Here is a 24,824-nt window from a genome sequence, read left to right as displayed (position 1 = left end):
CCTTCAACGCCAGAATGCAAGCGGCGATCGCCGCGGCGGTATGAGGTACGCGGCCTTGGCCGGGACCGTCACCAGCACCTCGGTGCCCTTACCCCGGCCGCTGACGATGGAGAAAAGACCGCCGATACGGCGCGCCCGTTCTCGCATGCCGACCAGACCGTAATGGCCCGATCGCTTGCCGATCGCGGCGACATCGCTCGGCAGGCCCACGCCGTTGTCGCGTATATCAAGCCGCAACTGCGTCGCGCGATAGCCGACGATAACCTCTATCAGCGACGCATCGGCGTGCTGATAGGCATTGCGCAGCGCCTCCTCCCCCAGGCGTTTCAGTTCCTCCTGCACCAAGGGGTGCAGGGCGTGCGGCTTGCCCTCGACGGTCAGTTCGAAGCGCGCGGTATGCGCCGGCCCCGGTTCGGCCGCGAGTGCAACCCACCCCTCCGTCAGGTCTCCTTCTGCATCGTCGACGCGCAACTCGCGCACCCGGTTTCGCCCTTCGACCAAGGCCACGTCTGCGCTTAGCAGCGCCCGGTCGAGTGCGTCGCGCCCGGCGCCCCCCGGTGCCAGCCGGTTAGCGGCAGCCTGAAATTGCAGGACCAGCCCCTGGAAGGTTTGCAACAACGTGTCGTGCAGTTCGCGCGCGATCCGTTCGCGCTCCGCGAGGCGCACGCCCAAGGTCGCCTGCATGCGGCTGGTCAGATGGCGAACCCTGATCGTGTACCCCCACCACAAGAGTATCACGCCGAGTAGGAGGCAAAGCGCCTTGAACCAGATGGTGTGGTAGAATGCCGGCGCCACGGTGATGAGTAAGCTCGCGCCCTTGCGATTCCAAACCCCATCATTGTTGGCGGCGATAACCATGAACCGGTACCTGCCCGGCGCGAGATTGCCGTAAACAGCCTCCCGTTGCTTGCCCGGATCGACCCAATCATCGTCATATCCCTCCAGCTTGTAGCGGAAGCGGACGCGCTCGGGCACCGAGAGGCTGAGCGCGGCATAACCGATCGTGATGTTCGTCCGCCCCGCCGGGAGGTCGACCGCGACGGGATCGAAATACTTGTTAGGGCCGCTGGTCAACGAACCGATTACCACCGGCGGCGGCAAAACATTGCGCGTAATCTCCTTCGGGTCGATCGCGATCAAACCGGAGTCGCTGAGAAAGCGGACGATCCCGTCGCCCCCTTCGAAAATCTGGCGACCCCAAAGACCGTTCTTCTGTCCACTGCTCGAAAGCCCATCGGCGGAGTCGAACAGGTCGTAACGCAGAGCAGCCGTTCGGTCTTCGAACGCGCGATCGAGGTCGGCGGTTTTGACCCGCACGATCCCGCCCCGTGCCTGCATCCAGGTGTCGCCGCTGCGCGTCTGGGTCAGGCTGCGCAGTTTGGTTAGCCATGCAAAACGGGCTCCATCGATCTTGCGAACCGCACCGCCGCGTATGCGGGCCAGACCACGCGTCCCGCTGATCAGCAGGTCGCGATCTCCCTCGCTTACGCTGTAAATTGCCCCGACGCCCAGCGTCGTCGCCTTCACCGACGTGAGCCGATGAGGATCGAGCCGCATCAAGCCTGTCGCGCCGATCCTCAGGAAGGCCACGCCCCAAGGCGACGAGATCAGTCCACCCGCTGTCAATGCCTCTGGTGGTGCCGGTCGCGTGTGCCATCCGGCGTGGTCTCGCCATTGCAGGCGATCTTCGGCGCTCCATACCCACAGTCGGCCCCACGCATCGTCGGCGCAACCGAATGGGGGATCTTTGGCGGCGGGTCCGACAACTTTCCCGCCTTCGGGGCGAAGCTGCAACAATGCGCTGGGGATCATGGTCACGACCGAGCCATCCCGGCGTCGGCACGGTGCCGAGATATTGCCGGCCTCGCGCGCGATCAGCTTTACGTCGCCTCGCGGTCCGATCGCGTGGATGCCGGCGTCGTCCTCGATATAGATCGTTCCGCCCGCGTCGCTCTCGCCGGCGTAGCCAGGTGAGATCGGACCCAACCCGGCCTGTGGCCTGACCATGGCCTTTCGCATGCGGTCTAGCCCGCGGCTGGTGCCGACCCAAATATTGCCTTCACGGTCGACGAGCGATGCGGCCGCCCCGCCCGACGTGAGGCCATCTGCCGCGGTAAAAAAGTTCGGGTGAGTCCGTGCAGCGGGATCGTCGAGCTTTGCACCTGGAATCTGGAACAGGCCACCGACCGCATCGGTTCCCCAGAGATTTCCTGCGAGGTCGAACCGAATCCGTCGCAGTTTTCCGCCGTCTGGCCCCTGCGTGAAAGTTGCCGGATCGATGGCGCCGTTGGGATAGTCAGGCAGCGGTCTTAGACCCCGACGATCATAGAGCCAGCGACGCCCGTCGGGAGCTTGCCCTACCCAGAACACGCCTGGTGCTACTCGTGCCGGCGAGGTAACGAAGCGCCGTGCGCCGGGCTTCAGGTAGAGCAGACCGCCATCTTGGGTCGCCCAAAGAATTCCGCTGCGATCTAGGAAGAGCTGGTTGACCTGTCCACGGACGCCTTCCGCTTCCCCGAAAATGGTCCATTTGCCTGCCCGGTAGTGCGACAGTGCGGCGTAGCTGCGCCCGCTGACGATCCACAGCCCGCCTTTGCCGTCATCTTGGATGCCGGTAACGAATTCCGGTGGGTTGGGCATGTGCAAGTCATACAGCCGACCCTTCCGGTACACCGCGACCGCCCCCGGGCGGTAGCCCACCCAGACGTCGCCATTCGGTGCGGCATGCACGACGGACGGCTCATACTCGCCGAGTTCGGGGCCGCTCAGGCTTGGCATCCGCTCGAACGTCACCCCGTCGAAGCGGAATAGCCCCTCACCGCTTGCGATCCAGAGGTACCCGTTCGAGGATTGTGCCAGATACCGCACCGATGCGGGTGCGCCGTCTTCAACTGTCCAAGCAGTGTGCTTGTACCCGTCGATCGGTTCGGCCCAAGATGGCGATGTAGTGATGGCGAGGCTGCAAACACCTGCCAACACCATCGCGCGCTTTGACCAACCCATTGCCCACCCTTCGCGCGCGTTCGCCGTAAAAGGTTCTCGCTAACAGCTTGCCTGATGTCTCCCCCGAATGGGTGACCTTTACCTACCACTTTGTGAGTTTACGCCACCGATGCCGGACCGCGTAGTGGATGTGCATGAAACACATTTTCTTTGCGTTCCCCGCAGGCGTCGCTGGTGCGGCGCTGATTCTCTATCGTTTATCCGCCGCAATCTGGATTGCGGGAATGGTCGGCTCGATCACCGGATACGACGTTAAGCTTAGTGCCTTGGCCTATCTGACATCGCTAGGATTGCTCGTCGGCTTCCCAACACGACTGATTGCGGCTGCATGTGCGATTGCTGCGGCGATCATCACCGCTGTCGCGCCGATCTACCCGCTTGCGTGCTCGGCAGCGTTCATCCTTAGCATGATGGCCTTGGCGCTGATCGGGCCGGGCGCCTACTCAATCGACGCTGTGCTGTTCGGCCGACGAACCGTTCAGCTGCCCGGCTGACACACGGAGCATGTACCAGATAAATGATGAGACGCATCGGTACGTCGGATGGCGCAACATGGACATGACCAACGTCTTCTTACGTTTTATCACGACGCTCCACTAGAACGAACCCCGCCGAGGACCTTAGGCTCCGTCACCAACAACTAGAGTTCGCCAGGTTCGGAGCAATTTCATGACGACAATCACCAGATCACCAGTGCTACACACCCTTGCACTAGCAGCAGGGATCGCGCTTGCCGCGGGCGGTGCTCACGGTAGCCCCTACTCCGCGATCAACGCCGCTGCAGCCGTAGACCCCGTCAAGGTGCAGAAATTGCGCGGGGGGATTGCGATGTTATCCGGGTCGGGAGGAAATATCGGAGCGTTGGCGGGAGCCGACGGTCTTTTTCTTGTCGATGCCGGCATCGCCATCTCCAAAGCCAAGATCGAGGCCGCTTTGCGAACTGTGGGTAACGGCCCTGTGCGCTACGTCGTCAACACGCATTGGCATTGGGATCATGCCGATGGCAACGGGTGGTTGCGGCGGGCCGGAGCGACGATCATTGCTGATCGACAGGCCCAGCTTCGCCTTACCGAGACGCTCCGCATAGTAGAATGGGAGCACACTTTCACGCCCATCTCGCCAGCTGATTTGCCCCAAGAAGTCTTGTCGGCCGATCGGATCATGCACTTCGGGGATCAGACGATTGCCATCGGCCAATACCGTCCAGGCCATACCGATGGCGACATGTCGGTGTACTTCAAGCAGGCTGACGTGCTGGCGACCGGCGACACGTTCTGGAACGGTATGTATCCCTTCATCGACTATGTCGGCGGCGGTGACATCGATGGCGCGATCCGCGCCGCCGATGCCAACCTGCTTTTGGCCGGGACCGGCACCCAAATCATCCCAGGACACGGCCCGGTCGGCGACCGCGCGCAACTGATCGCCTTCCGCGACATGCTGGTGACGGTCCGGTCCAAGGTCGCTGCACTCAAGAAGCAGGGGATGTCGGAGGAGCAGGTCGTTGCTTCAAGGCCGACCGCGGCACTCGATGCCACGTGGGGGCGCGCGCTGATCAACGGCGCGCTGTTCACGCGGCTTGTGTATCGCGGGGTGTAAACCGTCGGGGAAGTTAGCATGATCGAGTCCGCCATGATGGCGCAAATCAGAGCCGGCGCTGGCATGTTCGCTGCGCTCGATCAAAGCGGCGGATCGACCGCCAACGCGCTAGAGGCTTACGGGATCGCGCGGGGCAATTGGTCCGATGACGAGGAAATGTTTGCGCTCATCCACCAAATTGCGCGTGCGTATCATAACCGCGCCCAGGTTCGACGGCCGCCCTATACTAGCAGCGATCCTCTTCGAACGGACGATGGACGGGCAGGCGGAGGGGCAGTCCATTCCCGCTTATCTGCGCAACCGCGGTATCGTGCCCTTCCTCAAGATCGACCAGGGTTTGGAGCCAGAGGCAGATGGCGTGCGGCTGATGAAACCCATGGCCGGCCTTTCCGATCTGCTCGAGCGCGCGAGATCACTGGGCGTGTTCGGGACCAAGATGCGGTCGGTCGTAAATCGGGCCGATCCTGTCGGGATTAGTGCCGTGGTCGACCAGCAGTTTGAACTTGCCGAACAGGTTGCCGCAGCGGGGCTAATGCCGATCCTCGAACCCGAAGTTTCCAGCGCGGCGCCTGATCGGGCGACGGCCGAGAGCCACCTAATGGCGGAGATTACCAAACGCCTGGACGCCCTGAGCGGTGACCGGCAAGTGATGCTAAAGCTCACCATTCCCGAACAGCCCGACGGCTATGCGCCGCTTGTCGGCCACCACCGCGTGGCCCGCTTGCTCGCGCTGTCAGGCGGTCTGTCACGTGGCGTCGCTTGCGACCGGCTAGCGCAGAACCACGGCCTGATAGCCAGTTTCTCTCGCGCGCTCCTGGCAGATCTCGACTATCATATGGATGATGCGACCTTCAACCGGACGCTTGGCGGCGCGATCGAGCAAATCTATACCGCGTCTACGGTGAAGCGCTGGCGCTAGCGAACTCGCGCTCGCAGCAACTCACGGCCGCTCGTGGCAACTTCCTGTTGGCGCAGGCCGCGGCCCCATAGATCTTCATGCGACGGGCACACGCTCGATCGCGATGGAGGCTCCCTATGACAGTCGTTCCGCTCGCTTTGTCGGCAACGTCACGAAGGAGGGTTCTGGTGGGCGCAGCCGGCATTGTAGCGGTGAGCGCCCCGGGCATGTTGGCGCTTGCTCGCGAACTACTCAACGGCTCCTCGCTCGCGTTTTTGATCGCGTGACCGGCGCGTCCGTACCTTCCGCGCTGGTCGCGATCGTAGCTGAGCCGCCCCCGATGATCATTGCCGATCCGCCGCTTGCGGGTCCGCTCGCAGAAGGGCGCGTGTTCATCCAGTGTCATACCGAGCATCTGCGGCTCGTGCCCGTGTTCGGGGAAGCCGCACTCAATGTATCTCCGAGGATCGGGCATGTTCACGTGACCGTGGACAACGCCCCATGGCATTTCGTCGACGCGAGCGGCGAGACGATCGTGGCGGTCGGTCTTCCACCCGGCGAGCACCAGATTCCCGTCGAACTTGCCGATCCGACACACCGCGTCGTCGATCAAACCCTCGTCCGGCTCCGCGTGCCGGAGCGACCAACCATCACCAACGCCGGTTAATACTCGAAGAGCGAAAGGAAGAACTATGAGTACAGTTAAGACCAAGGACGGTGCCGAGATCTTCTACAAGGATTGGGGCCAAGGGCCTGTCGTCATGTTCTCGCATGGCTGGCCGCTCAATGCGGACGCATGGGAGGATCAGCTCTTCACGCTGGCATCCCATGGCTATCGCGCCATCGCGCATGATCGCCGCGGTCACGGCCGCTCGAGCCAGACCTGGGAGGGTAACGACATGGATACGTATGCCGATGACATGGCGGCGGTAGTACAGGCGCTGGATCTGCGTGACGTAACGCATGTCGGCCACTCGACCGGTGGGGGCGAAGTGACTCGTTATATCGGCCGACACGGGACGTCGCGTGTCAAAGCGGCCGTGCTGGTCTCAGCGATTCCGCCAACGATGCTCAAGACCGACCGCAATCCTGGCGGTTTGCCGATCAGCGTATTCGACGACATCCGCAAAGGTGTCGCTACCGACCGCTCGCAATATTACCACGATCTCGCTGAGTTCTTCTACAGTGCGAACCGGCCAGGATCGATCGTGACGCAGGGCATCAAGGACGCCTTCTGGCTGCAATCGATGCAAGCTGGGCTGAAGGGTTCGTACGACTGCGTCAAACAGTTCTCCGAAAGCGTGTTCTACGATGATCTGGCGAAGTTCGACGTGCCGACGCTGATCATCCATGGTGACGACGACCAAATCGTGCCGATCGACGACGCCGGCCGCATGACCGTCAACCTCGTCGGGGGGGCGGTGCTTAAGGTCTATGCCGGGGCGCCGCATGGCCTCATGGTCACACACCGCGACCGCTTCAACGCCGACCTGCTCGAATTCATCGAGAGTTAACGCCGCCGCTGCGCCGCCGGACCATTCCGGCGGCGTGGGATCGGATCACTATCAACGTACTAGGAGATCATGATGGGCGATCACATTGAAATCACGACGAAGGACGGCGCGTTCGCCGCGTACCGGGCGGTCCCCGCGGCATTACCGGCACCGGCAGTAGTTGTGTTGCACGAAGTGTTCGGTGTGAATGCGGACATACGCCAGACCTGCGATGATCTTGCAGCGCACGGCGTCATCGCGATCGCACCGGACCTGTTTTGGCGTCAGAAACCGGGCGTTGATCTTGACGTGCGATCGGAAGCCGACTGGAATACGGGATTGGCGCTGTACCAAGCTTATGATCGCGATCTCGGCGTGGATGATGTCGCAGCTACCGTCCGTGCTGCTGCCGTCATTAACGGTGCTACCGGCAAGGTGGGCGTCCTCGGCTATTGTCTGGGCGGGCTGATGACGTTCCTGGCGGCCGCCCGTAGCCATGTTGACGCTGCTGTCGCCTTCCACGGTGCCGACACGGAGAAATATCTCGGTGAAGCCCCCTCGATTACCGTGCCGATGCTGGTGCACCTTGCCGGAGAAGACGAGTTCATGCCCGAGCCAGCACGCGCCGCGATCACGGCCGCACTGGCGACGCACGCCAACGTTCAGGTGTTCACCTACGCGGGATGCCACCACGCGTTTTCAAGGCACAATGGTGCTCATAATGATGCGAAAGCTGCCGCGCTCGCCAACCAGCGTACCTGGTCGTTCCTGACCGCCATGCTCCGAACGGCACCGTAGCCGAGCGGCGCGTCAGGCAGTCAATTTGAGCGGCGCAACGGTGAATGCCGCGACCTCTTCGACCGATTTGAAACTGAGAACACTGACCTTCAAGGCGCGCAGCAGCATCGCCATAGCGTTGCGTTCTTCTGCGTCGGGTTCGACAATCATGATAAAGCTTTCCGATGCCGCGTTTGGCATCGTAGCGACCGCATGCTGGGGCTGCGCCGGCGGCGCGTTTTCTTCGTTATCGACGAAGATGTAGCCGCGGCCTGGGATGGTTTTGATGCGATCGCGTTCGGGTCCTAGCGCTTTCCGCAGGACACCCATCTGAAAGCGCAGGTTGCTCTCGTCAACGAAAGTCGATGGCCATACTTCCCGAACGATCTCGTCCTTCGTGACAAGCCTGCCGCGGGAGCGCAGGAGAACGATCAAGAGATCGAACGCGCGACTACCCAGCGGCACAGGGACGGTGCCAAGCCTCAAGACGCGAGCGCCAGGGCAGACTGAAAACTTGCCGAAACACATCGTTCGATTGTCGGTAAGGCCGCGACGCTGTTCTACGCGTCCTTCAGCCGTTGCAGCAGTGTCGAGTGGGTTCCTGCCGATCGTTATCTGATCCATGTGCCTGCTCCTGCCTGTTGAGCAAAGGATGGCTGAGGTTAAGACCGGGCGAAACTCCTAGGGGGGGACGTGGCAGCTACACTTTCGAGGACGTCCGATCGGTTCCCGGCTTGACCGGCCACCACACTCGCAGCCAATATGCTAGTTGTCAGCTGAACGCGTGCTTGAAGTATCATGGACGTGGTAGCGCTTCTTCAGCAATCAAGTGCGCGGTCGTACCGATCGAACTAAATAGGTATAATCCATTTGGGGGCCGCAAGGTTACCACTTTGGCGTAAGCGTGAATTGAAAAAGGCAGACGAGAAGGGGCGTGATGCTGGTTCGCCGCATCCTGGTCGCGATCAGCACGGTGTACGGCTCAATGAGCGCGACGCCGGCATATTCGCTCGATCCCGCTCTTTCCATCGCTCAATACAAGCACACGCGCTGGACGGTGGATGACGGTGCACCCCCCGGGATGAGCTTTATCGTGCAGGGTAAGGAAGGTTTTCTCTGGATCGGCGCCAAAGACGGCCTGTATCGCTTTGATGGACTGACCTTCGAAGCGATACCGCCGCAGCGGCAGATTGGGGATCGCCAGTCCGTCACCGCGTTGCTGGCGGCGAGGGACGGCAGCCTGTGGGTCGGCTATGCCGCTGGCGGGATCGCACGCTACGCGGCGGGTGTGCTGCGCGATGCCGGTGTGCCGAACCCGACCCAACATATACAGCAGTTGATCCAGACCAGAGACGGCGCGATCTGGGGGCTGCTCGGCCGCAGCGAGCGTCCGCTGGTTCGGTTCTCAAACGGCAAATGGGAGGATATCGGCGCCGATTGGGGGCTGCCCCGCATTCAAGGCGTGCGCCTGCTTGAAGCGCGCGACGGAACATTGTGGTTTGCCGCCTCAAGCGCACTCTATTCGTTGCGCGCGGGGTCGAAGCGATTTGATCTATCGCGCTTCACTCTAATGGGCAGTGGCGCACTAGCGCAGGGACCGGATGGAAACGTGTGGGTCGCCGATAAGACAAGCGCCCGCGCCATCGGTCCTGGCCGTGCAACCCGATTCCCGTATCTCGTGCCATATACGCCACGAGGCCGGCGCGCTATTTTTGATCGTGACGGCAATCTGTGGGGCAATTCAGACTCCGGGATCTATCGTATTCGTGCCCCAGATCCACGGGGCGAAGCCTCTGCTTCGATGGCCCATACCAAGGTCGATCGCTTCAGGGAAAGCGCCTCGCTGGCGTCCGACAACGTCAACGCAATCGTCGAGGACCGCGAGGGCAACATCTGGGTCACCACGGATCAGGGTCTTGACCGTTTTCGGGCCGTCTCCGTCGTTGCCGAACCTCTGCTCAACAAGGTTCCGCAATGGGGCAATGTGATGCTCGCGGCCACGAATGGTGAGGTATTCGTCGGGCAGGAGGATGGCGTCTTCCGTGTGCGTCCGCGAGGAAATCCTGAGCAGGTGCTGGCGGCGGAGGGCGACGCTGAAGCCATGTGCCAGGGCCCCGACGGCGACATTTGGATGGTAATGCAGCACCGCATTGTACGCTTTCGGGAGCAGCCAATCGCAAGGCTGCGCAAGCCAGTGACTCGCCAGTCGATCAACGACTGTGCAGTAGACCGGCATGGCAGGCTGTTCCTGACAGCGGGTGAGGGATTGATTGCGCGTGTCGGGAACGGCTGGCGCATCCATAAGTTGGCCGACGACGATCAGACCGGCGGGGCGATGCCGATCATCGTTCGCAGCGACGGCAAGCTCCTGACGTACGCCTCGAGCCGTTCCTTGCGTGTCTATGCCCCGCCGCGCTTTACCGACTTTGTGCTCGGCCGCCGCGCTGCCATTCGCCATCTACGAACGATCTATGACACCCCGGACGCCATCTTACTTGGTGGCCGCTTCGGATTGGCCAAGGTTCGAGGCACCAGCGTCAGGTTCTTGGCTGCGAACCGCGCACCTGCCGTATCCGGCACCGTAGGTATCGTTTCGACGCCAGAAGGCGACACATGGCTGATGAGTCGGTCCAATATCAGCCGTATTGCAACTGCCAGCCTCGACCGCGCATTCGACGATGCGGGGTGGAACCCGCCGATCAGAACTTTCGACTTCCGTGACGGTCTGATGAGCGGCGGTCATCTGTACGGCAAACGCGATGCCGTCCGCGGCGGCGATGGCCGGCTCTGGTTCGCCACAATGGCGGGCACGGTACGGATTGATCCGGCGCATCTGCCACGCAATCGATTGCCGCCACCCGTCGCAATCAGCATTTTGAGAGTCGACGGCGTAATCCGTCGCGACCCGACGAGCTTCGTTGTGCAGCCCGGCGCAAGCAAGATCGCGATCGACTTCAGCGCACTGAGCCTCGGCATTCCGGAGCGTGTGCAGGTACGCTATCAACTAGACGGCATCGACGACGGCTGGATCGATCCGGGCGCGGTCCGGCGCGCCTCCTATGCCAACCTCAGCCCCGGCCGCTACCGTTTCCGGGTGATCGCCGCAAACGAGGACGGCGTCTGGAATACAAAGGGCGCCGCCCTCGACTTGACGATACGCCCGACCTTCTTCCAGTCCACGGCTTTCCTTGCGCTCTGCATCGTCGCAGGATTGCTACTGCTATGGCTAGCCTATTCCGTGCGGATGCGCCAATTGACGGCGCGTGTGCGCGGCCGATTCGAGGCGCAGCTGGCCGAGCGTGAGCGAATCGCGCGTGAGCTCCACGACACGCTCCTGCAGGGATTCCAAGGACTGGTGCTTCGGTTCCAATCCGTAGCAAACCGGATGCCGCCCGGCAGTTCGCTGAAAGGGGCGATCGATGAAGCACTAGAGCACGCGGAGGATGTGCTCACGGAAGGGCGCAACCGGGTTAACGATCTGCGGATCGCAAGCAGCGACGAGGACCTCGCCGGTGCGATCGTAGAAGAAGTTGAGAAGCTAGGTTTGCACCCGGCCTTACCGGTTTCGGTCACCACCGAAGGGCAGGTCCGCCCGCTGGTTGTAGTGGTCCGCGAGGAGTTGCTTCGGATTGCGGGAGAGGCGATCCGCAACGCCGTCCAACATTCTGGCGCATCGCGGATCGAGGTCCTTCTGCTTTACGGCCGCCGAGTTCAGCTTAGTGTAAGGGACGATGGCCGAGGCCTTCCCAACGACGTGGCTGATGCCGGCAGCCGGCCTGGCCATTTCGGTTTGGTCGGCATGCGCGAGCGGGCGGAACGTGTGGGCGGCGAGATCACAATTGTTAGCCTTCCGGGGCAAGGGACGGAAGTATATGTTACCGTACCTGGGCGCCTCGCCTACCTTGCGGGTCGAACACGCGCCGAGCGCGCTCTATGACTTCGTCGCTTCAAACACGTCCCATTCGCGTGATGACGGTCGATGATCATCCGGCACTGCGCGACGGGGTTGCGACGATGCTCGAGCACGAGCCCGACATGACGGTCGTGGCGGAAGCCGAAAACGGCGCAGAGGCGGTCGCCACCTTCGCGGAAGTGCGCCCCGACGTCACCCTGATGGACCTTCAAATGCCCGTCATGAACGGACTGGAAGCGATCACGCGGATACGCGCTACGTGTTCTACCGCTCGCTTCATCGTTTTGACGACGTATGCCGGGGACGTGCAGGCGGTACAGGCGCTAAAGGCCGGTGCAGCAAGCTATCTGCTGAAAAGCACATTGCGGCGCGAACTACTCGACGCCATTCGTGCGGTGCATGCCGGCCGTCGATACCTAGCGCCCGGCATCGCGCAGGACATCGCGCTCCACTCTGCCGATGATGTGCTGACCCAGCGTGAGCTGAGCGTTTTGCAACTCGTCGCTGATGGCAAGCCGAACAAGGTCATTGCTTGGGAGCTGTCGATTTCCGACGATACGGTAAAGGCACATTTGCGCAGCATTTTTGCTAAACTCGACGTCAACGACAGAACTCACGCGGTGACCGTTGCCCTGCGCCGCGGCGCTATCCAGCTCCGCTAATGGAGAAGGGTCTCGCAACCCAGCCACGGTACCGCTGCTGCGATGCACCGGGATCGGCGCTATCACACGTCTTCTCACGACAGCTTGCTTCGGCGGAACACAGTTGCACACTAAGTGGAGGCTGTGTCGCTGGCCCTGGAAGAGCGTCTGGTCCGACTCTTGATGCCGCTGGCACATGGAAGGAGCGCTGCATGCACGATCGTCTGAAGAGCAAGATCGCAGTCATCACCGGTGCATCGACCGGCATCGGACTCGCGACAGCTAAGGTCTTTGCGGCCGAAGGTGCGACGGTTTACATCACTGGCCGCAGGCAGGCCGCGCTCGAGAGCGCGGTAGCCGAGATCGGCCACGGAGCGATGGGTGTCCAAACCGATTCAGCAAACCTCGATGATCTCGATCGCTTGTATGATCGGGTGAAGGCCGAGGCGGGCCGCATCGACGTGCTATTCGCCAATGCTGGCGGCGGCGGGTTACTGCCACTCGGGCAGATCACAGAAGAGCAGGTCGACGATACCTTCGGCAGGAACGTCAAGGGCGTCATCTTTACCGTGCAGAAGGCGCTGCCGCTGATGGGCAAAGGCGGCTCAATCATCCTGACAGGGTCGACCGCTGGATCGAGAGGCACGGCGGCGTTCAGTGTCTATTCGGCGTCCAAGGCCGCCGTCCGCAATCTGGCGCGCAGCTGGGCAATCGACATGAAGGGCACCGGCATCCGCGTCAACGTGCTCAGTCCCGGCCCGGTCCGCACACCGGGGCTCGTCAGCTTGGCCGGCGACGATGCTGTGCAGCAGCAGGAGCTGCTCGACTATTTCGTGACGCTGATCCCCTTGGGGCGAGTTGGCGAGGCGGAGGAGATCGCAAAAGCGGCGCTCTTCCTAGCGTCCGACGACGCAAGCTTCGTGAACGGCTCCGAGCTGTTCGCGGATGGCGGGACGGCTCAGGTCTGACCCGCGGACGCCCGGCTGTCCTCCCCCTCCCACAGCCGGGCGTCCACTAATACCAACGGGAGCGCAGAGCACGGAAACATCGTATGTTCACGTTCTATGGTCGGTTTGCAGCGGGGGCAGCCGTTGTGATGCTGTTCGGTGCGATCGCAATTGCAGACGGACTCCCGGAGAAGAATGTGTCGCCGGTCTTCGGCGTCGAATTGCCCGCCGGCTACCGCCAATGGCAAGTGATCAGCGTTGCGCACGAGGCCGGTAATCTTAATGATATCCGTATAAATCTCGGCAATGATATTGCCATAAAGGCATTCCGCAACGGCCAAAGGCCGTTCCCGGACGGTACGATGATCGCCCGCGTTGCCTGGAAGCTCGTGCCGTCCGCACGCAACAACGCGATCTTCGGCCGGCCGCAGTCGTTTGTAGCTGGCGACCCGACCAACGTGCAGATCTCTGTGAAGAACGCGCGGCGGTACGCCGCAACGGGTGGCTGGGGCTACGGCCAGTTCGAGAACGGCAAAGCGAACCAGGACGCGGCGTTGATGCAGACCTGCTTCGCGTGCCACGCTAAGCTGCTCGCGTCCGACGACTTCGTCTTTACGTCTTACTCGCGCTGACCGACACCAGCAATATAAGCACGGTGTGGAGGCGGCGGTCGCGAGATCGTTTGCCGATCTGATAGGTGGCTGTGAAACAGGTTGTACCTGTGCGTCTGATCGGAACCTGTAACAATCACCTGCTGAACCGAACGGGTTTGATCCAGGTGCTCCAAGAGCGCTGACCAATTGGAGCCGGCGAGTGCGATCCTCAGCTGGACGCTCGGCCGGCAGTCGAGATATCGGCTGATCTAATATCCCCTCACGAGCTGTCTTTGTTGATTTGAGCCATATCGAGTGGGCGTCGCCGCTTGGCTTCGCGGCATTGAAGTTCAATTTGGAGGATCGACCCATGCGCCTTTGACTTCTGACAGCATCAATCATCGCTATGTTTTCATCGCCCGCCGCCTTGGCGGGGCCGGAGGACCACGGTGACGTTGCCAAACCAACGGTCGTGCTCGTGCACGGCGCCTTCGCGGAGTCGTCCAGCTGGAACGGTGTGATCACCGACCTCCGGAAGGACGGTTATCCGGTGATCGCCGCAGCCAACCCGCTGCGCAGCGTGAAGGGAGATGCCCTCTACATTTCGGACCTCGTCGGGAGCATAAAGGGACCGGTGGTGCTCGTTGGCCACTCATATGGCGGCGCAGTCATCTCGGCCGCTGCAGCGGGTCGATCAAACGTGAAGGCACTAGTGTTCGTCGCCGGCTACGCGCCCGATGCTGGCGAGAGTGGTGCCTCGCTGGGCAAGCAATTTCCAACAGGGACGCTGAGCGAAACGTTAGCGCCCCCGGTGCCGCTAGCTGATGGGAGCAGCGACCTTTACATTCAGAATTCTCGGTTCTGGAAGCAGTTCGCAGCGGACGTACCTGAAGCAGAAGCAATGGGAATGGCGGCTACGCAGCGTCCCGTCACTCAATCGGCTCTTGCGGAACCGGCGGCTTCGCTGTCGTGGCGCACCATCCCGTCTTGGTTCATGTGGGGGTCTCTAGATAGAAATATTCCAGCCGCACTGCACGCCTTCATGGCGAAACGCGCAAAGGCCCGCGAGGCGATCGAGGTCCCAGGTGCATCGCACGTCGTCATGATCTCGCATCCGCATGACGTATCCGCGTTGATCGAGCGCGCCGCCAAAGCGCGCTGATCTGCTAAGGGGGCTCTGTCAGAGCAAATGCACCGATCGTTAGGCGGGGCCGGGTAGGGATCGGCATGCCTCGCCCCCGCAAGCCTGCCAGTCCGTTTCGCTACTTCAATTCATCACCCGAGGTGATCCGCCTCGTGGTCATGATGTACGTGCGTTTTCCGCTGTCGCTCCGCAATGTCGAGGACCTGCTGTTCGAGCGCGGTATCGACATTTGTCACGAGACGGTACGGATGTGGTGGAACAGGTTTGGGCCAATGTTCGCAGGCGACATTCGCCGCCAACGCGTCTCGCGCATGCGCGGTTTCCGTCACTGGCGCTGGCACCTGGACGAGATGTACGTGAAGCTGAATGGCGAAATGGTCTATCTCTGGCGAGCGGTCGATCACGAGGGCGAGATCCTCGAGAGCTACATCACCCGAACCCGCGACAAGGAGGCAGCGCTACGCTTCATGAAGAAGGCACTGAAGCGTCACGGCAGCCCTGAGGCGATCACGACTGACGCTCTGCGCTCCTACCGTGCAGCGATGAAAGAGCTCGGTAACGCTGAGAAGCAGGAGGTCGGACGCTGGGCCAACAACCGGGTTGAGAACAGCCATCTGTCCTTCCGACGACGCGAGCGAGCGATGCTGAGGTTCAGGCGTATGAAGTCGCTACAGAAGTTCGCCAGCGTGCACGCCAACGTCCACAATCACTTCAACCTCGAACGCCATCTCGTCGACCGACAGACCTACAAGGAACGCCGCTCAGCCGCACTGGCTGAGTGGGGTCAGGTCGCGAGCTAGGCTGTCCTACTCAAAGAGCGAAGTGCATCGTGTGGAGAGCGGTTCGCATTAGACTGACAGCACCTGCGTGCGGCCTTCGACGAAGTCGTACGCCCATACATGCCCCGGATACTCAGGCCGCAGCCGGATGCACGATCCGTCATTAAGCCACAGACGTCCGCGCTTTGGTTGACGTTGCGGGACCTTGAGCCCCTCACGCCGCCAGATCCGCTCGACCCGTTTATGGTTCACCGTCCACCCGGCATGGCACAGCAATGCCGTCACCCGGCGATAGCCGTAGCGACCATATTGCTTCGCCAGTGCGATGATGTCCTCGCTCAGCACCTGCTCATCATCCGCCCCACGCGGCACCTTGCGCTGCGTCGATCGATGCTGCCCCAGCACCCGGCAGACCCGTCGCTCGGATACCGGAAGCTCTCGTCGCACATGATCGATACAACGCCGTCGCCGCGCGGGGCTTAGAAGTTTCCCCGCGCCGCCTCCTGCAAGATCAGCTTATCCAACGTCAGGTCCGAGATCGCCCGGCGGAGCCGAAGATTCTCCTTTTCCAGATCCTTCATACGCCGTGCCTGGTCGGTTTTCAGACCGCCATATTCCTTGCGCCATCGGTAATAGGTTTGTTCGCTGACAGAGATCCGCCGGCACGCTTCGGCAGTCGATGCCCCCTGCGACAGAACGATCTCAACTTCACGCAGCTTCCCGATGATCTCTTCCGGCTTGTGCTTCTTGAATGGCATCTGTCGTCCCTTTCGTGGTCCAGACTATCATAGTCTCTGGGCCACTCAGCGGGGGGCAGATCAGGTTTCCGACGATCGCTCGCCCATCGGCAGACGGACATGACCGACAACGCCTTCCCCCCATCCCACGCCTGCTCGCACAAACAGGGTCTGTTCGGTGTTCTCGATCTCCAAGACCTTGGCCAGATCCGTGCCGAGCGCCTTCCCGACGAGGCGGCACGCCTCGGTTAGCACCTCATCGAGGTCCTCGCTCCTAAGCGCGAACTCGCCGAAGTCGGCGAGGATTCGCTGCTGGATCTTCATTTGATCTTGATTCGGCAACGTCAATTTCCCCACCGCGAAACAACGTCTTAGCTTACGTAGCCCGCGGAAGTGAGAAATCTTATGCCACCAATCAACTTAACCACGGCGCGCGCGCTGGCAATCGTGATCGCCGCCCCTGCTCGCCATGGTAGTAGCCGTGTCTGCTCGAGGCTCTAGGCAGGAGCAAGGCGCCTGAATGCGTCGATCACGCGCGCCGGATCAACCGGCTTATGTAGAACAACGCCTGGCGGCTCGCATGGCTGGCAAGCCTCCGGGGTCGCGGTAATGAAGATTACGGGAATTTCTCCCAGCGCTGAGAAGATGGTCTGCACGGCGCCAGGGCCGGTTCCGACCAACAGCTTCACGTCAGAAAAGATGATATCAGGCGTACGCTGACGCGCAGCCTCGACAGCCTCGTCTTCCGTGCAGGCCGTTGCGATCGACGTAGCGCCAGCCTGTTCGGCTAGGTAGGTCAGATACTCGGCAATCAGCCATTCGTCTTCAATAATGAGAAGATGGCACATAGCTATAGCACCAAGCGAGGCGGTGTCGGCTCAGCGTCAACGTCGGTCCGCAGTGAGGCCGCAATTGACGATAGCAGCGAATGGGAGCGCCACAGCGGCGCTCCAGCTCCGTCCGCCGCCTTGGCTTGATCGGACTGCACGTCCACCGCTCGCTCGGCGATGCTGACCGCCTCCGCAGCGCTCAGGGTCGAGGTTTCGCAAAGTCCGTGAATCAAGCTTTCAACAAGGAGTAAGGCAGCGTGGCCATGCGGATCAGATTGAGGAAGTGCCGCCCTCCGCGTTACAGGATCGTTGTCGTTTGTAGGCATTTGAGCACCTTTGATACAGGCGGGAGCACGCAGTCGCTCTCAGCCGCCGACGCCTAGTGAAGCTGGCCAACGATGTGCTGTCTGTACAGCACCGCGCTTCGCACAACCACAACACACAACAATAAGAGACAACAACATCGATCAATTATTCAGCGGGGCGAGAGGGTGTAGACCCTACCTATGGCAAATCCGTTCGTGCAAAAATTGAGCGGTCTGGCCGAACTGACGGTTGCCGATGCGTCGGCCCTCGAAAAGGCTACCTCCAACCCCCGTCGGTATGTCGCCAAGCAGGATCTGATCCGCGAAGGCGACGAGCCAGGACCAATGTTCGTAGTGTTGGACGGATGGGTCTGCCGGTACAAGGTCCTGCCGAGCGGGACGCGCCAAATCATGGCATTCCTCATGCCCGGCGATGCCTGCGACCTGCATATTAAGCTGCTAGAGCAAATGGACCACAGCATTCAGGCGATCACGACAGCAACTGTTGCCACGGTCACTCGCGATCAGATGCATGTGATGATGCGCGACCACCCGAACGTTGCTAGCGCCATGTACATGGCACAGCTTGTCGATGAAGGCATCATGCGGGCGTGGATCGTCAGTATGGGACGACGTAGCGCGGCCGAGCGCGTGGCACATCTCATCTGTGAGCTCTACCTTCGCGCGCGCAACATCGGACTTACGGGGGAAGGTGAGTTCGATCTCCCGCTCTCCCAGTCTGTCCTTGCTGACGCGCTGGGTATGACCACGGTTCATATCAACCGCGTCCTCAAAGAATTACGGCTGGCGGGGGCCATGTCGGTGAAGCGGGGTAGCGTCACTATTCTGAACCCGAACAAGCTGGTTCAGATCGCGGGGTTTGACGAGAATTACCTTCATCGCCGCTTGCGGCGGGCTGCCTGAAGTTCCTTCAGTTTGCTGGCGTCTTACCGCTTTGGCTGGGCAGCCAATGGTACTGTCAGACTGACCAGAATCTGGTTCGTTTGGACGTTGACGGCCGTAATCTCGATCAGGAGCCGTCGCCACAGCGAGAACATAGGTGGGCTTTTAGCGGACCAAGTCGACAGCAAGGCTGATCAACGTGCCGCTCTGATCAAAAAGGAAATAAGCGGTGCATTTGGTTTGACAGTCCCGGCGCAGGCGTTGGCCAAAGCGCTTGGCAGCAGCGTCAGACGCTTTCTCGATAGGCTGGACGTTAGCTTCGGCTCGGGACGACAAGCCAAGATTGGCACCAATTCGAGCAGCGCTGTGAGAATTCGAGCCTTGCCGGCGCCTTCTCAATCAGGTTGAGGCTCACCTCCGTCACCGCGCCGTTAACCGGTGTTGTCAGAGGAACCCGCACCAGTCGAGATAGGCGAGTTTACCCCCCCATTACTAGCCCTTCGGCGGGCAATCGTCAGAACACCCGGTCACAAACCGAACGACTCCGCAGCACTGACAGCCAGATTAGAATAGGACCGCCGTCTCAAGCCATCGTCAGTAACCTCACCATTCTCACCTGGTGCATTTTGTCTGACAGCGCCGTCCCGGGTGATGATTGATCTAAGTTGCGAACTGATCGTTGTGCACGGACGCAATGAGGCTGACCTCAAGGCCGAACCCGACACCAGGAGATGAGCGATGCCGATCATGGAAGGCCCTGAAGGAACCCCCGAAGATACCGCAGCGATGGTCTGGGATCTGGTGGACGGCTTCGCGCTACTGTCGGCCGCTCTCGCCGAACAGTACAAAGGTCCTCAATCCCGTCCGCTCGAAGCGGTCCTTTGCCGTCTGGCTAACCGGGTGGAGGCGATCGGCAAGAAGAACTTGGCGGCCCGGCTCAACAATGCGCGCGGACGTTTCGCCAGCAGTCTGCCCTGAAAACCGGCTTGCCGCGCTGCCACCAAGGCAGAGGTCGTGCGTTTCCTTGATACGAGGCACAGGCCGCGCCGAAGACGGCAAGACTCGCGGCCTGATTGCTGTCACCTGTGGTACGACAAGTGCGGCTGATGTGAGGAGCTGAGTAAATGTCGATGGGCGATGCAACGGCAACGGTCGTGCAGATCATCTTCGCACAACTCATCGATGACGGTGTCCTGCGGCGCCAGGCATTTGAGGAGATAGCGAGCGACTGTATTCGAAGCCGTGCCATCCTTCTTCTTTTCCAGAAGAACATCCGGAGATAGCAATAGCGACGGCCGTGATCAGTAAAAATGCGCATATTCACTTCTGGTACTTTTAGGTTAACGCGAAAACCTTGCCAATCGCGTGCGGCCGAATTTGCACAGCCCCCATAGTGAGGATTAGCATGCCAAACGCCAGCGACGCCGAAAGCTATTTCGTCGAGCGTGAGCCGTTGGGACGGTGGCTGCTCGTCCAGCGCGACCGCGGCGACTGGGTAGATGAGTTGGCGAGCGCTGCGCGTGGCGATCCTACGTTTCGCGGAGATGGCGACCCGGAGGCCGTGCGGGCGCATCTCTTCGCGCAGCAGGCGGATGGCGATACCTTCCAAGCCTTCGATGATGCCGAGACCGATTGGCAGAGCCTGAGCGGATGAGGCAGCACGAGCCCGCCGACCAGCAGTACAAGCTCGATCGGGCATTGCTCGACGAGCATAGCCCCTCCTACATCGACACCATCTGGCTATTTGCCAGCGGTATGCGCGCCAAAGGGCGCATCTCCGAAGCACAGGAAGCCATGCAACAGGGCCATCGCATGCGCGCGATCCTTATGTCAGATGGGGCGTTAGTCCTTGCCTATCATGCAACGTCAGGGGGGCCAGGCCGGCCGGCGGTCAACGCGATGCAGGCGGAGATGTACCGCCGCGGATTACACAAGGAGAAGCCGCGTTGACCGCCCCCACTCCGGACGATCTACACGACACGCTGGTAAAGATTCTGGTGAGCGCGGCCACCGCCGAGGAAACGCGTTGGCGCGAGGCCGTCGGCGAGGTGGAAAAGCTATCGCGAGCGTTCAACATCAAGTCGAACCGGGCGATCCACCCGGCGGGCGTCGCCGGCGAACTGGCGATGATGGAGCAGGCGGTGGAGATCGTCCGCGCAGAGCATCCCTATGTATGCACCGGGCAGTAACGCATTCCGCCGACGAGCGGACGTCGTTCGTATCGGTGCGGGATAATGCGTTGAACGGCCGCGACTAAGTTCCGTTGAAGGCACTCTCTTTTGGTGAACCGCAGGTTGGCAGCATCGCCAGCCCCGCTCCTTGCTGGGTCACGGGAAGGGAATCATCGCGGTGAAATGATCAAAAAAGCGCTTTTGCAGCCGTCGCTCTGGGCACTTTGGCTGCGAGCCAGGCCAACGCCGCACCGATGATTATACTACCGCCGGCACGGGCTCAGGCAGCTTGATTGGCGCAAGCTTTAACTACGCCGTCTACACCTTCACATTGACGGGGGACATGTCGAATCTCACGAACAACATCATCCGCCCGCTTACATCAGCGACTGTCTCGATTGGAGACTTTGACATAGTCACGTTGCTAATAGCGACTCAGCGCGGCGTGTTCAGCTCGAACGTCATATATTTTGGTAATTTGGGGAAGGGATGGTCATAATTTTATCTGCTTCTTCGCCGGCTCCGTCGTCAAATCGTCACAAGCCTCGGACCCGTTGCAGGAAACGGTGAATTCGCACTAATTGGCACTGTCAGACCAAGTGCACCGTTAATTTTCCAATTTGGTTAGAGCGCAAGATGATCAGGGTAACTTTGAATTTTTTCGCCAAAGGCCCGCCTATGTTCTTACTGTGGCATCGGCTCGGAATTGAGATTACAATCGGTCGCCGTCCAAACGAACCAGATTCTGGTTAGTCGGACAGTACCCGGTCGAGACATGGGCCTGGCCCAACCGGATCTCTGAACTGGCGCGCTGTTCCACGCGAAAACAGTCAGAACCCGAAGACGGCCCGCCAACAGCTTCAATGTCGAGCGGGCCGTCCAATAGGTCAGCCGGCGCAGTTCAGCGGCTACCAATTCGCCCCGGCTGTCTCGCCCTTAGCGCGGGCGGCCTGCGACTTCTCTAATCTGGAGCAACGACATGACGACGGCAACCGAGCCGGCGAGGGATCTGTCAGACCAAATGCACCGTGCTAGCAGTGGCTTAGAGGTCGGTCCTATTCTGATCTGGCTGTCAGCGCTGCGGTCCCGTCGGCTTGTCCCGGTAATGCTGACGATTGCCTGCTGAAGGGCAGGCAATCGGGGTAAAACTCGCCTAACTCTCGGCTCGTGTGGTTGCTCTGACAACACCAACCGGCGTGCACATGGATGCAACGCCCCGAGCTGACTGCCATCCGCGCCCCAACGGCCGGAGAGAAGGGGCTGTGAGTTTTTCCACACAATCACCCGATGGCGATCATGCAACCTGTCGGTACCTTCTATTGTCGACGTAGCGCTCGAATAGCGGCGACGCTGTCCCGGCGAACCCGGCTAGTATGGATTGCCGCCCACGGATCCCTAAGCGCGGCGTCATCCCTGATCGTCGCCGACTCGACCTTTGGTATGAGTGCCGCGGAGGGGGCGCCTTCAAAGTGCGGCGGTGACATGGCAAGGTGCGCGGGATCTTTCCTCGGCGCTTCGGCACGTACCAAAGTGTCCGCCGCCCTAGAGGCTGAAGCATCCATCGTGCCTGCCGACGGGGCTTGGTGTGGAAGTGACATCGTCGCGCGCACTTTAGTCGATCTGGTAGCGAGTCGAGGGAACAATGCTAACGCAGCTACAATTTGTTTAGCGTTGGCCTTGTTGTGCGGAAGCGCCCTGATGCGACCGCTGTCTGAAACCGCTTTGGCTTTCGGAGGAGCGACCAGCGCCGCCACTTCAGTTGGCTCCTTCCGGATCTCCGCCGGGCGAGGCGGCCCAACCGGCGCGTCGCCTTGGTAAAGCACCGCAGTACCGGCAAGCAGCGCTAAGCCCAACGAAACGCTAATCATAACGGAAGCTCTGCGTGATACGTGCAGGCGGTTTAGTTGAGTTGCAGCGGACCGCGGGCGGCTGACCGGTGCCCCCGGGGTGATCTCATCCCGCAAGCCGAGGATCGCCACCAGATCCGCGTCCAGTTGTTTATCGCCGAAGGCACCCGAAATGGCCATCACTTGTCTCCGGCCCGAGTGCCATAGCCCTGCCCTCCGGCGCGGGGCAGGTCTTGCCTGTGAAGCCTTCCGAACGTGGTGTCCTCGGAGAGGAAGGCTGGCGGCGTCGTGGTATCCAGCGTCCACGTCTCGTTATCTTCAATGCCCAGCGCCGTCAGTTGATTGGTGCGATAGGCGCCGGTGTCAATCCCGATTCTATTGGACCGGAATGCAGGCCCGTCCTTCGAAATAGAATGGCCGTGTACGACAATCAGGCCGTGCGACATGTCTGATTCAAGGAACTCATCCTTGATCCACAGCAGATCTTCCTGATGCTGTTTGCGGAGAGGGATCCCCGGACGGATGCCGGCATGCACAAAAAGATAGCCGGTATGGCGATGATGCAGCGGCAACTTCGCCAACCATCTGAGAACGTCTTTGCCCACGGCTTTTGCAGCAATTGAGAGGTCGTCCATGGTTGCAGATCCATCGGCCGCCTGCTGATCTACACCCCAGCTGAGCAAAGTCTCCCTGCCGCCGAACTTCAGCCAATGCCGATACACCATCAAATTGCCGCTCAGGGCCTCGACCATCATATCTTCGTGATTGCCCTTCAGCACCAGGAAGCGATCAGTGGACGCGGTCAGGTTCATGCAGCCCTGTACCATTCTGGCGGAATCGGGGCCGCGATCGACGATGTCGCCCAGCAACACTATCTGCGTGGCGACAGGCGTCCGCGAGGCTTGATCGCGCTCGATGATGTTCATCAGCCGCGCGAACAGATCATACCGCCCGTGGATGTCTCCGACCGCATAGATGCGCTTGATCGTCTTGGCTGAACCTTGGCTAACCATTACCGACCAATCTGCGCAGCCGGCGCATACAGCTATCGGTCATCACGACGCATGAGACCGAACGAAACCGCGACACCCGCCGAAGCGGCCGCGGCGCCACGGGACAGGCCGGCGGTCGTGAAGCCGGTCAGCCGCAGCGGCGATCTCCCGATCCGTGTCGTGGCGCCGGCGAATAGCTCGTGCGAGTCATCGACCAGCCGAGTCGCCGCGCGGGAATAGTGGTAGGAGACGAGCACGAAGCTCTGGGAACCCAGAGCATACGAAGCACCTGCTGACGCGGCCGGTCCGTCTCGCAGCCGATATGCTGACGTATTCCCGAGGAAACGGTAGCTGAACGATGCGAATGGCGTCACGCTGCCAAGTGGGGCCGAGACGTCGGCGCCCAACGCGTAATCATTCGCCCCGCTCGACAAACCGCTGCTCTCGACTGCCGTGTTGATCTTGGCGCGCCCGGACAGCTCCACCTCCACTGGAAGCGCTTTGTCGGCAACTGTATAGGACGCTCCAAGAGTGAGATCGCCGAACCCGTCGGTGGTCTTCTTCACCAATGAGGTGTTGGGTGCGACCAGCACCGGCGTCGCATCGATGCCAGTGAAGATCTTCGACCGACTGCGGATGCGCATCCAGGGAAGAGACGCAGACAAAGCCCAATCCCCAAGACGCAGCCGGGCACCTAACGCCGAGCTCCAGATCGTTGTTGTTGACCCCGTGCCGAACTTACCTTCGGCATAAATAGTGCCCAACGAGAAGTCGGCGGCTGCGTCGCTATCGCTCATGCGCTCCATGGCTTGTGGAACGCTGCTCGCCGATACGGTAGACGTGGCACTGGACGGGGAGATCGGACTGGCGATGTCATACCGGACGTTCTGCCGAGAGATTTCACTCTCGGGCATGCGCTCTTGGCCAAAGGCGGGATTGATCGCGAACAGCACGACCGTCGCGCTGCAAATTGCCGCAAATACGGTTGCCATACGATTCTCCCTCAAGGAGTCGTTTACCACAAAAGCATAGGATTTACATTTGTTTACTTACGGCGTGCACTCACGCAGGTCGACGCCGGCGGGGAGAGACAGTGCCCAGTAACGGCTTAGTAGGACTGCGAGGGCAGTGCTGATTGCACTAGTGACCTATCATATCCTGAACGACCATGATTTCCGAGGCACCAACTACTAGGCCTGATGACGCACGCTTGGGATCAAGTGCGGGATGTCCAGCTGTTGTGAATCAATAC

General features: G+C 60.9%; 24 protein-coding genes and 1 pseudogene. 18 read left to right on the top strand and 7 right to left on the bottom strand.

Annotated features, from left to right (window positions below):
* Positions 1-3 precede the first annotated feature (3 nt).
* Positions 4-3,003 (bottom strand): sensor histidine kinase, encoded by a 3,000-nt coding sequence (locus tag NV382_RS08700; RefSeq protein WP_260600104.1) that lies wholly within the window; start codon positions 3,001-3,003, stop codon positions 4-6.
* A 128-nt stretch (positions 3,004-3,131) separates the two neighbouring features.
* Between NV382_RS08700 and NV382_RS08695 the strand changes: the two genes are divergently transcribed.
* From NV382_RS08695 to NV382_RS08670, 6 genes are all read left to right on the top strand, one after another.
* Positions 3,132-3,497 carry a hypothetical protein gene (locus NV382_RS08695; RefSeq protein WP_260600103.1) on the top strand — a complete coding sequence of 122 codons (366 nt, stop codon included), beginning with the start codon at positions 3,132-3,134 and terminating at the stop codon, positions 3,495-3,497.
* A 175-nt stretch (positions 3,498-3,672) separates the two neighbouring features.
* Positions 3,673-4,602 carry an MBL fold metallo-hydrolase gene (locus NV382_RS08690; protein ID WP_260600102.1) on the top strand — a complete coding sequence of 310 codons (930 nt, stop codon included), beginning with the start codon at positions 3,673-3,675 and terminating at the stop codon, positions 4,600-4,602.
* Positions 4,603-4,786: 184 nt separating this feature from the next.
* Positions 4,787-5,521, top strand: a complete 735-nt coding sequence (locus NV382_RS08685; protein ID WP_312026773.1) for a class I fructose-bisphosphate aldolase — start codon at positions 4,787-4,789, stop codon at positions 5,519-5,521.
* Positions 5,522-5,840: 319 nt separating this feature from the next.
* Positions 5,841-6,167, top strand: coding sequence for a DUF4399 domain-containing protein (locus tag NV382_RS08680; RefSeq protein ID WP_260600101.1), 327 nt, complete (start codon positions 5,841-5,843; stop codon positions 6,165-6,167).
* Positions 6,168-6,192: 25 nt separating this feature from the next.
* The gene (locus NV382_RS08675) at positions 6,193-7,014 is read left to right on the top strand and encodes an alpha/beta fold hydrolase (RefSeq protein ID WP_260600100.1); all 822 of its coding nucleotides are present in this window, start codon (positions 6,193-6,195) and stop codon (positions 7,012-7,014) included.
* 72 nt (positions 7,015-7,086) lie between these two features.
* Positions 7,087-7,791 (top strand): dienelactone hydrolase family protein, encoded by a 705-nt coding sequence (locus tag NV382_RS08670; RefSeq protein WP_260600099.1) that lies wholly within the window; start codon positions 7,087-7,089, stop codon positions 7,789-7,791.
* 12 nt (positions 7,792-7,803) lie between these two features.
* On the opposite strand, the gene NV382_RS08665 is transcribed toward NV382_RS08670, so the two are convergent.
* The gene (locus NV382_RS08665) at positions 7,804-8,394 is read right to left on the bottom strand and encodes a winged helix-turn-helix domain-containing protein (protein ID WP_260600098.1); all 591 of its coding nucleotides are present in this window, start codon (positions 8,392-8,394) and stop codon (positions 7,804-7,806) included.
* A gap of 313 nt (positions 8,395-8,707) precedes the next feature.
* Here NV382_RS08665 and NV382_RS08660 point away from each other — a divergent pair, with 313 nt between their 5' ends.
* From NV382_RS08660 to NV382_RS08635, 6 genes are all read left to right on the top strand, one after another.
* Positions 8,708-11,707, top strand: coding sequence for a sensor histidine kinase (locus NV382_RS08660; RefSeq protein ID WP_260600359.1), 3,000 nt, complete (start codon positions 8,708-8,710; stop codon positions 11,705-11,707).
* Positions 11,708-11,739: 32 nt separating this feature from the next.
* Positions 11,740-12,345, top strand: a complete 606-nt coding sequence (locus tag NV382_RS08655; protein WP_260600097.1) for a response regulator — start codon at positions 11,740-11,742, stop codon at positions 12,343-12,345.
* Between the two features lie 191 nt (positions 12,346-12,536).
* The gene (locus NV382_RS08650; protein ID WP_260600096.1) at positions 12,537-13,292 is read left to right on the top strand and encodes an SDR family NAD(P)-dependent oxidoreductase; all 756 of its coding nucleotides are present in this window, start codon (positions 12,537-12,539) and stop codon (positions 13,290-13,292) included.
* 83 nt (positions 13,293-13,375) lie between these two features.
* Positions 13,376-13,903, top strand: coding sequence for a cytochrome P460 family protein (locus NV382_RS08645; protein WP_260600095.1), 528 nt, complete (start codon positions 13,376-13,378; stop codon positions 13,901-13,903).
* A gap of 367 nt (positions 13,904-14,270) precedes the next feature.
* Entirely contained in the window at positions 14,271-15,026 is a 756-nt protein-coding gene (locus NV382_RS08640; protein ID WP_260600094.1) for an alpha/beta fold hydrolase, read from the top strand.
* A 65-nt stretch (positions 15,027-15,091) separates the two neighbouring features.
* Positions 15,092-15,808: an IS6 family transposase gene (locus NV382_RS08635; RefSeq protein WP_260600093.1), complete on the top strand. Its 717-nt coding sequence runs from the start codon at positions 15,092-15,094 to the stop codon at positions 15,806-15,808.
* A gap of 66 nt (positions 15,809-15,874) precedes the next feature.
* Here the strand turns inward: NV382_RS08635 and NV382_RS08630 are convergent.
* From NV382_RS08630 to NV382_RS08620, 3 genes and pseudogenes are all read right to left on the bottom strand, one after another.
* Positions 15,875-16,545 (bottom strand): annotated as a pseudogene (locus NV382_RS08630) (transposase); the annotation flags it as partial.
* A 60-nt stretch (positions 16,546-16,605) separates the two neighbouring features.
* On the bottom strand, positions 16,606-16,848 hold the full coding sequence (locus NV382_RS08625) for a hypothetical protein (protein WP_260600092.1): 243 nt from the start codon (positions 16,846-16,848) through the stop codon (positions 16,606-16,608).
* Between the two features lie 173 nt (positions 16,849-17,021).
* Positions 17,022-17,372: a response regulator gene (locus tag NV382_RS08620; RefSeq protein ID WP_260600091.1), complete on the bottom strand. Its 351-nt coding sequence runs from the start codon at positions 17,370-17,372 to the stop codon at positions 17,022-17,024.
* A gap of 488 nt (positions 17,373-17,860) precedes the next feature.
* On the opposite strand from NV382_RS08620, the gene NV382_RS08615 reads away from it, so the two are divergent.
* The 6 genes from NV382_RS08615 to NV382_RS08590 all read left to right on the top strand — a co-directional run bounded on the left by NV382_RS08615 (position 17,861) and on the right by NV382_RS08590 (position 20,751).
* On the top strand, positions 17,861-18,583 hold the full coding sequence (locus NV382_RS08615; RefSeq protein ID WP_260600090.1) for a Crp/Fnr family transcriptional regulator: 723 nt from the start codon (positions 17,861-17,863) through the stop codon (positions 18,581-18,583).
* Between the two features lie 717 nt (positions 18,584-19,300).
* Complete coding sequence (locus tag NV382_RS08610) at positions 19,301-19,540, top strand: hypothetical protein (RefSeq protein WP_260600089.1); 240 nt, start codon at positions 19,301-19,303, stop codon at positions 19,538-19,540.
* A 146-nt stretch (positions 19,541-19,686) separates the two neighbouring features.
* Positions 19,687-19,845 (top strand): hypothetical protein, encoded by a 159-nt coding sequence (locus NV382_RS08605; protein WP_260600088.1) that lies wholly within the window; start codon positions 19,687-19,689, stop codon positions 19,843-19,845.
* Between the two features lie 122 nt (positions 19,846-19,967).
* Entirely contained in the window at positions 19,968-20,216 is a 249-nt protein-coding gene (locus NV382_RS08600; RefSeq protein ID WP_260600087.1) for a hypothetical protein, read from the top strand.
* Entirely contained in the window at positions 20,213-20,512 is a 300-nt protein-coding gene (locus NV382_RS08595) for a hypothetical protein (protein WP_260600086.1), read from the top strand. Before NV382_RS08600 ends, NV382_RS08595 begins: the two co-directional genes overlap by 4 nt.
* On the top strand, positions 20,509-20,751 hold the full coding sequence (locus NV382_RS08590) for a hypothetical protein (protein WP_260600085.1): 243 nt from the start codon (positions 20,509-20,511) through the stop codon (positions 20,749-20,751). The genes NV382_RS08595 and NV382_RS08590 overlap by 4 nt, the downstream gene beginning before the upstream one ends.
* A 2,008-nt stretch (positions 20,752-22,759) precedes the next feature.
* On the opposite strand, the gene NV382_RS08585 is transcribed toward NV382_RS08590, so the two are convergent.
* Entirely contained in the window at positions 22,760-23,593 is an 834-nt protein-coding gene (locus NV382_RS08585) for a metallophosphoesterase family protein (RefSeq protein ID WP_260600084.1), read from the bottom strand.
* A gap of 32 nt (positions 23,594-23,625) precedes the next feature.
* Positions 23,626-24,564 carry a hypothetical protein gene (locus tag NV382_RS08580; protein WP_260600083.1) on the bottom strand — a complete coding sequence of 313 codons (939 nt, stop codon included), beginning with the start codon at positions 24,562-24,564 and terminating at the stop codon, positions 23,626-23,628.
* Positions 24,565-24,824 lie beyond the last annotated feature (260 nt).

This window comes from Sphingomonas endolithica (assembly GCF_025231525.1).
Classification (GTDB): Bacteria; Pseudomonadota; Alphaproteobacteria; order Sphingomonadales; family Sphingomonadaceae; genus Sphingomonas; species Sphingomonas endolithica.
This window is presented reverse-complemented; position numbering and strand designations above follow the sequence as displayed.

Coding starts and splice junctions, on each gene's coding strand:
- NV382_RS08670 (WP_260600099.1), top strand. CDS start 7,087: ATGGGCGATCACATTGAAATCACGACGAAGGACGGCGCGTTCGCCGCG.
- NV382_RS08645 (WP_260600095.1), top strand. CDS start 13,376: ATGTTCACGTTCTATGGTCGGTTTGCAGCGGGGGCAGCCGTTGTGATG.
- NV382_RS08660 (WP_260600359.1), top strand. CDS start 8,708: ATGCTGGTTCGCCGCATCCTGGTCGCGATCAGCACGGTGTACGGCTCA.
- NV382_RS08615 (WP_260600090.1), top strand. CDS start 17,861: ATGGCAAATCCGTTCGTGCAAAAATTGAGCGGTCTGGCCGAACTGACG.
- NV382_RS08695 (WP_260600103.1), top strand. CDS start 3,132: ATGTGCATGAAACACATTTTCTTTGCGTTCCCCGCAGGCGTCGCTGGT.
- NV382_RS08600 (WP_260600087.1), top strand. CDS start 19,968: ATGCCAAACGCCAGCGACGCCGAAAGCTATTTCGTCGAGCGTGAGCCG.
- NV382_RS08655 (WP_260600097.1), top strand. CDS start 11,740: ATGACGGTCGATGATCATCCGGCACTGCGCGACGGGGTTGCGACGATG.
- NV382_RS08690 (WP_260600102.1), top strand. CDS start 3,673: ATGACGACAATCACCAGATCACCAGTGCTACACACCCTTGCACTAGCA.
- NV382_RS08675 (WP_260600100.1), top strand. CDS start 6,193: ATGAGTACAGTTAAGACCAAGGACGGTGCCGAGATCTTCTACAAGGAT.
- NV382_RS08610 (WP_260600089.1), top strand. CDS start 19,301: ATGCCGATCATGGAAGGCCCTGAAGGAACCCCCGAAGATACCGCAGCG.
- NV382_RS08680 (WP_260600101.1), top strand. CDS start 5,841: ATGATCATTGCCGATCCGCCGCTTGCGGGTCCGCTCGCAGAAGGGCGC.
- NV382_RS08605 (WP_260600088.1), top strand. CDS start 19,687: ATGTCGATGGGCGATGCAACGGCAACGGTCGTGCAGATCATCTTCGCA.
- NV382_RS08665 (WP_260600098.1), bottom strand. CDS start 8,394: ATGGATCAGATAACGATCGGCAGGAACCCACTCGACACTGCTGCAACG.
- NV382_RS08585 (WP_260600084.1), bottom strand. CDS start 23,593: ATGGTTAGCCAAGGTTCAGCCAAGACGATCAAGCGCATCTATGCGGTC.
- NV382_RS08620 (WP_260600091.1), bottom strand. CDS start 17,372: ATGTGCCATCTTCTCATTATTGAAGACGAATGGCTGATTGCCGAGTAT.
- NV382_RS08640 (WP_260600094.1), top strand. CDS start 14,271: ATGTTTTCATCGCCCGCCGCCTTGGCGGGGCCGGAGGACCACGGTGAC.
- NV382_RS08625 (WP_260600092.1), bottom strand. CDS start 16,848: ATGAAGATCCAGCAGCGAATCCTCGCCGACTTCGGCGAGTTCGCGCTT.
- NV382_RS08635 (WP_260600093.1), top strand. CDS start 15,092: ATGCCTCGCCCCCGCAAGCCTGCCAGTCCGTTTCGCTACTTCAATTCA.
- NV382_RS08595 (WP_260600086.1), top strand. CDS start 20,213: ATGAGGCAGCACGAGCCCGCCGACCAGCAGTACAAGCTCGATCGGGCA.
- NV382_RS08650 (WP_260600096.1), top strand. CDS start 12,537: ATGCACGATCGTCTGAAGAGCAAGATCGCAGTCATCACCGGTGCATCG.
- NV382_RS08580 (WP_260600083.1), bottom strand. CDS start 24,564: ATGGCAACCGTATTTGCGGCAATTTGCAGCGCGACGGTCGTGCTGTTC.
- NV382_RS08700 (WP_260600104.1), bottom strand. CDS start 3,003: ATGGGTTGGTCAAAGCGCGCGATGGTGTTGGCAGGTGTTTGCAGCCTC.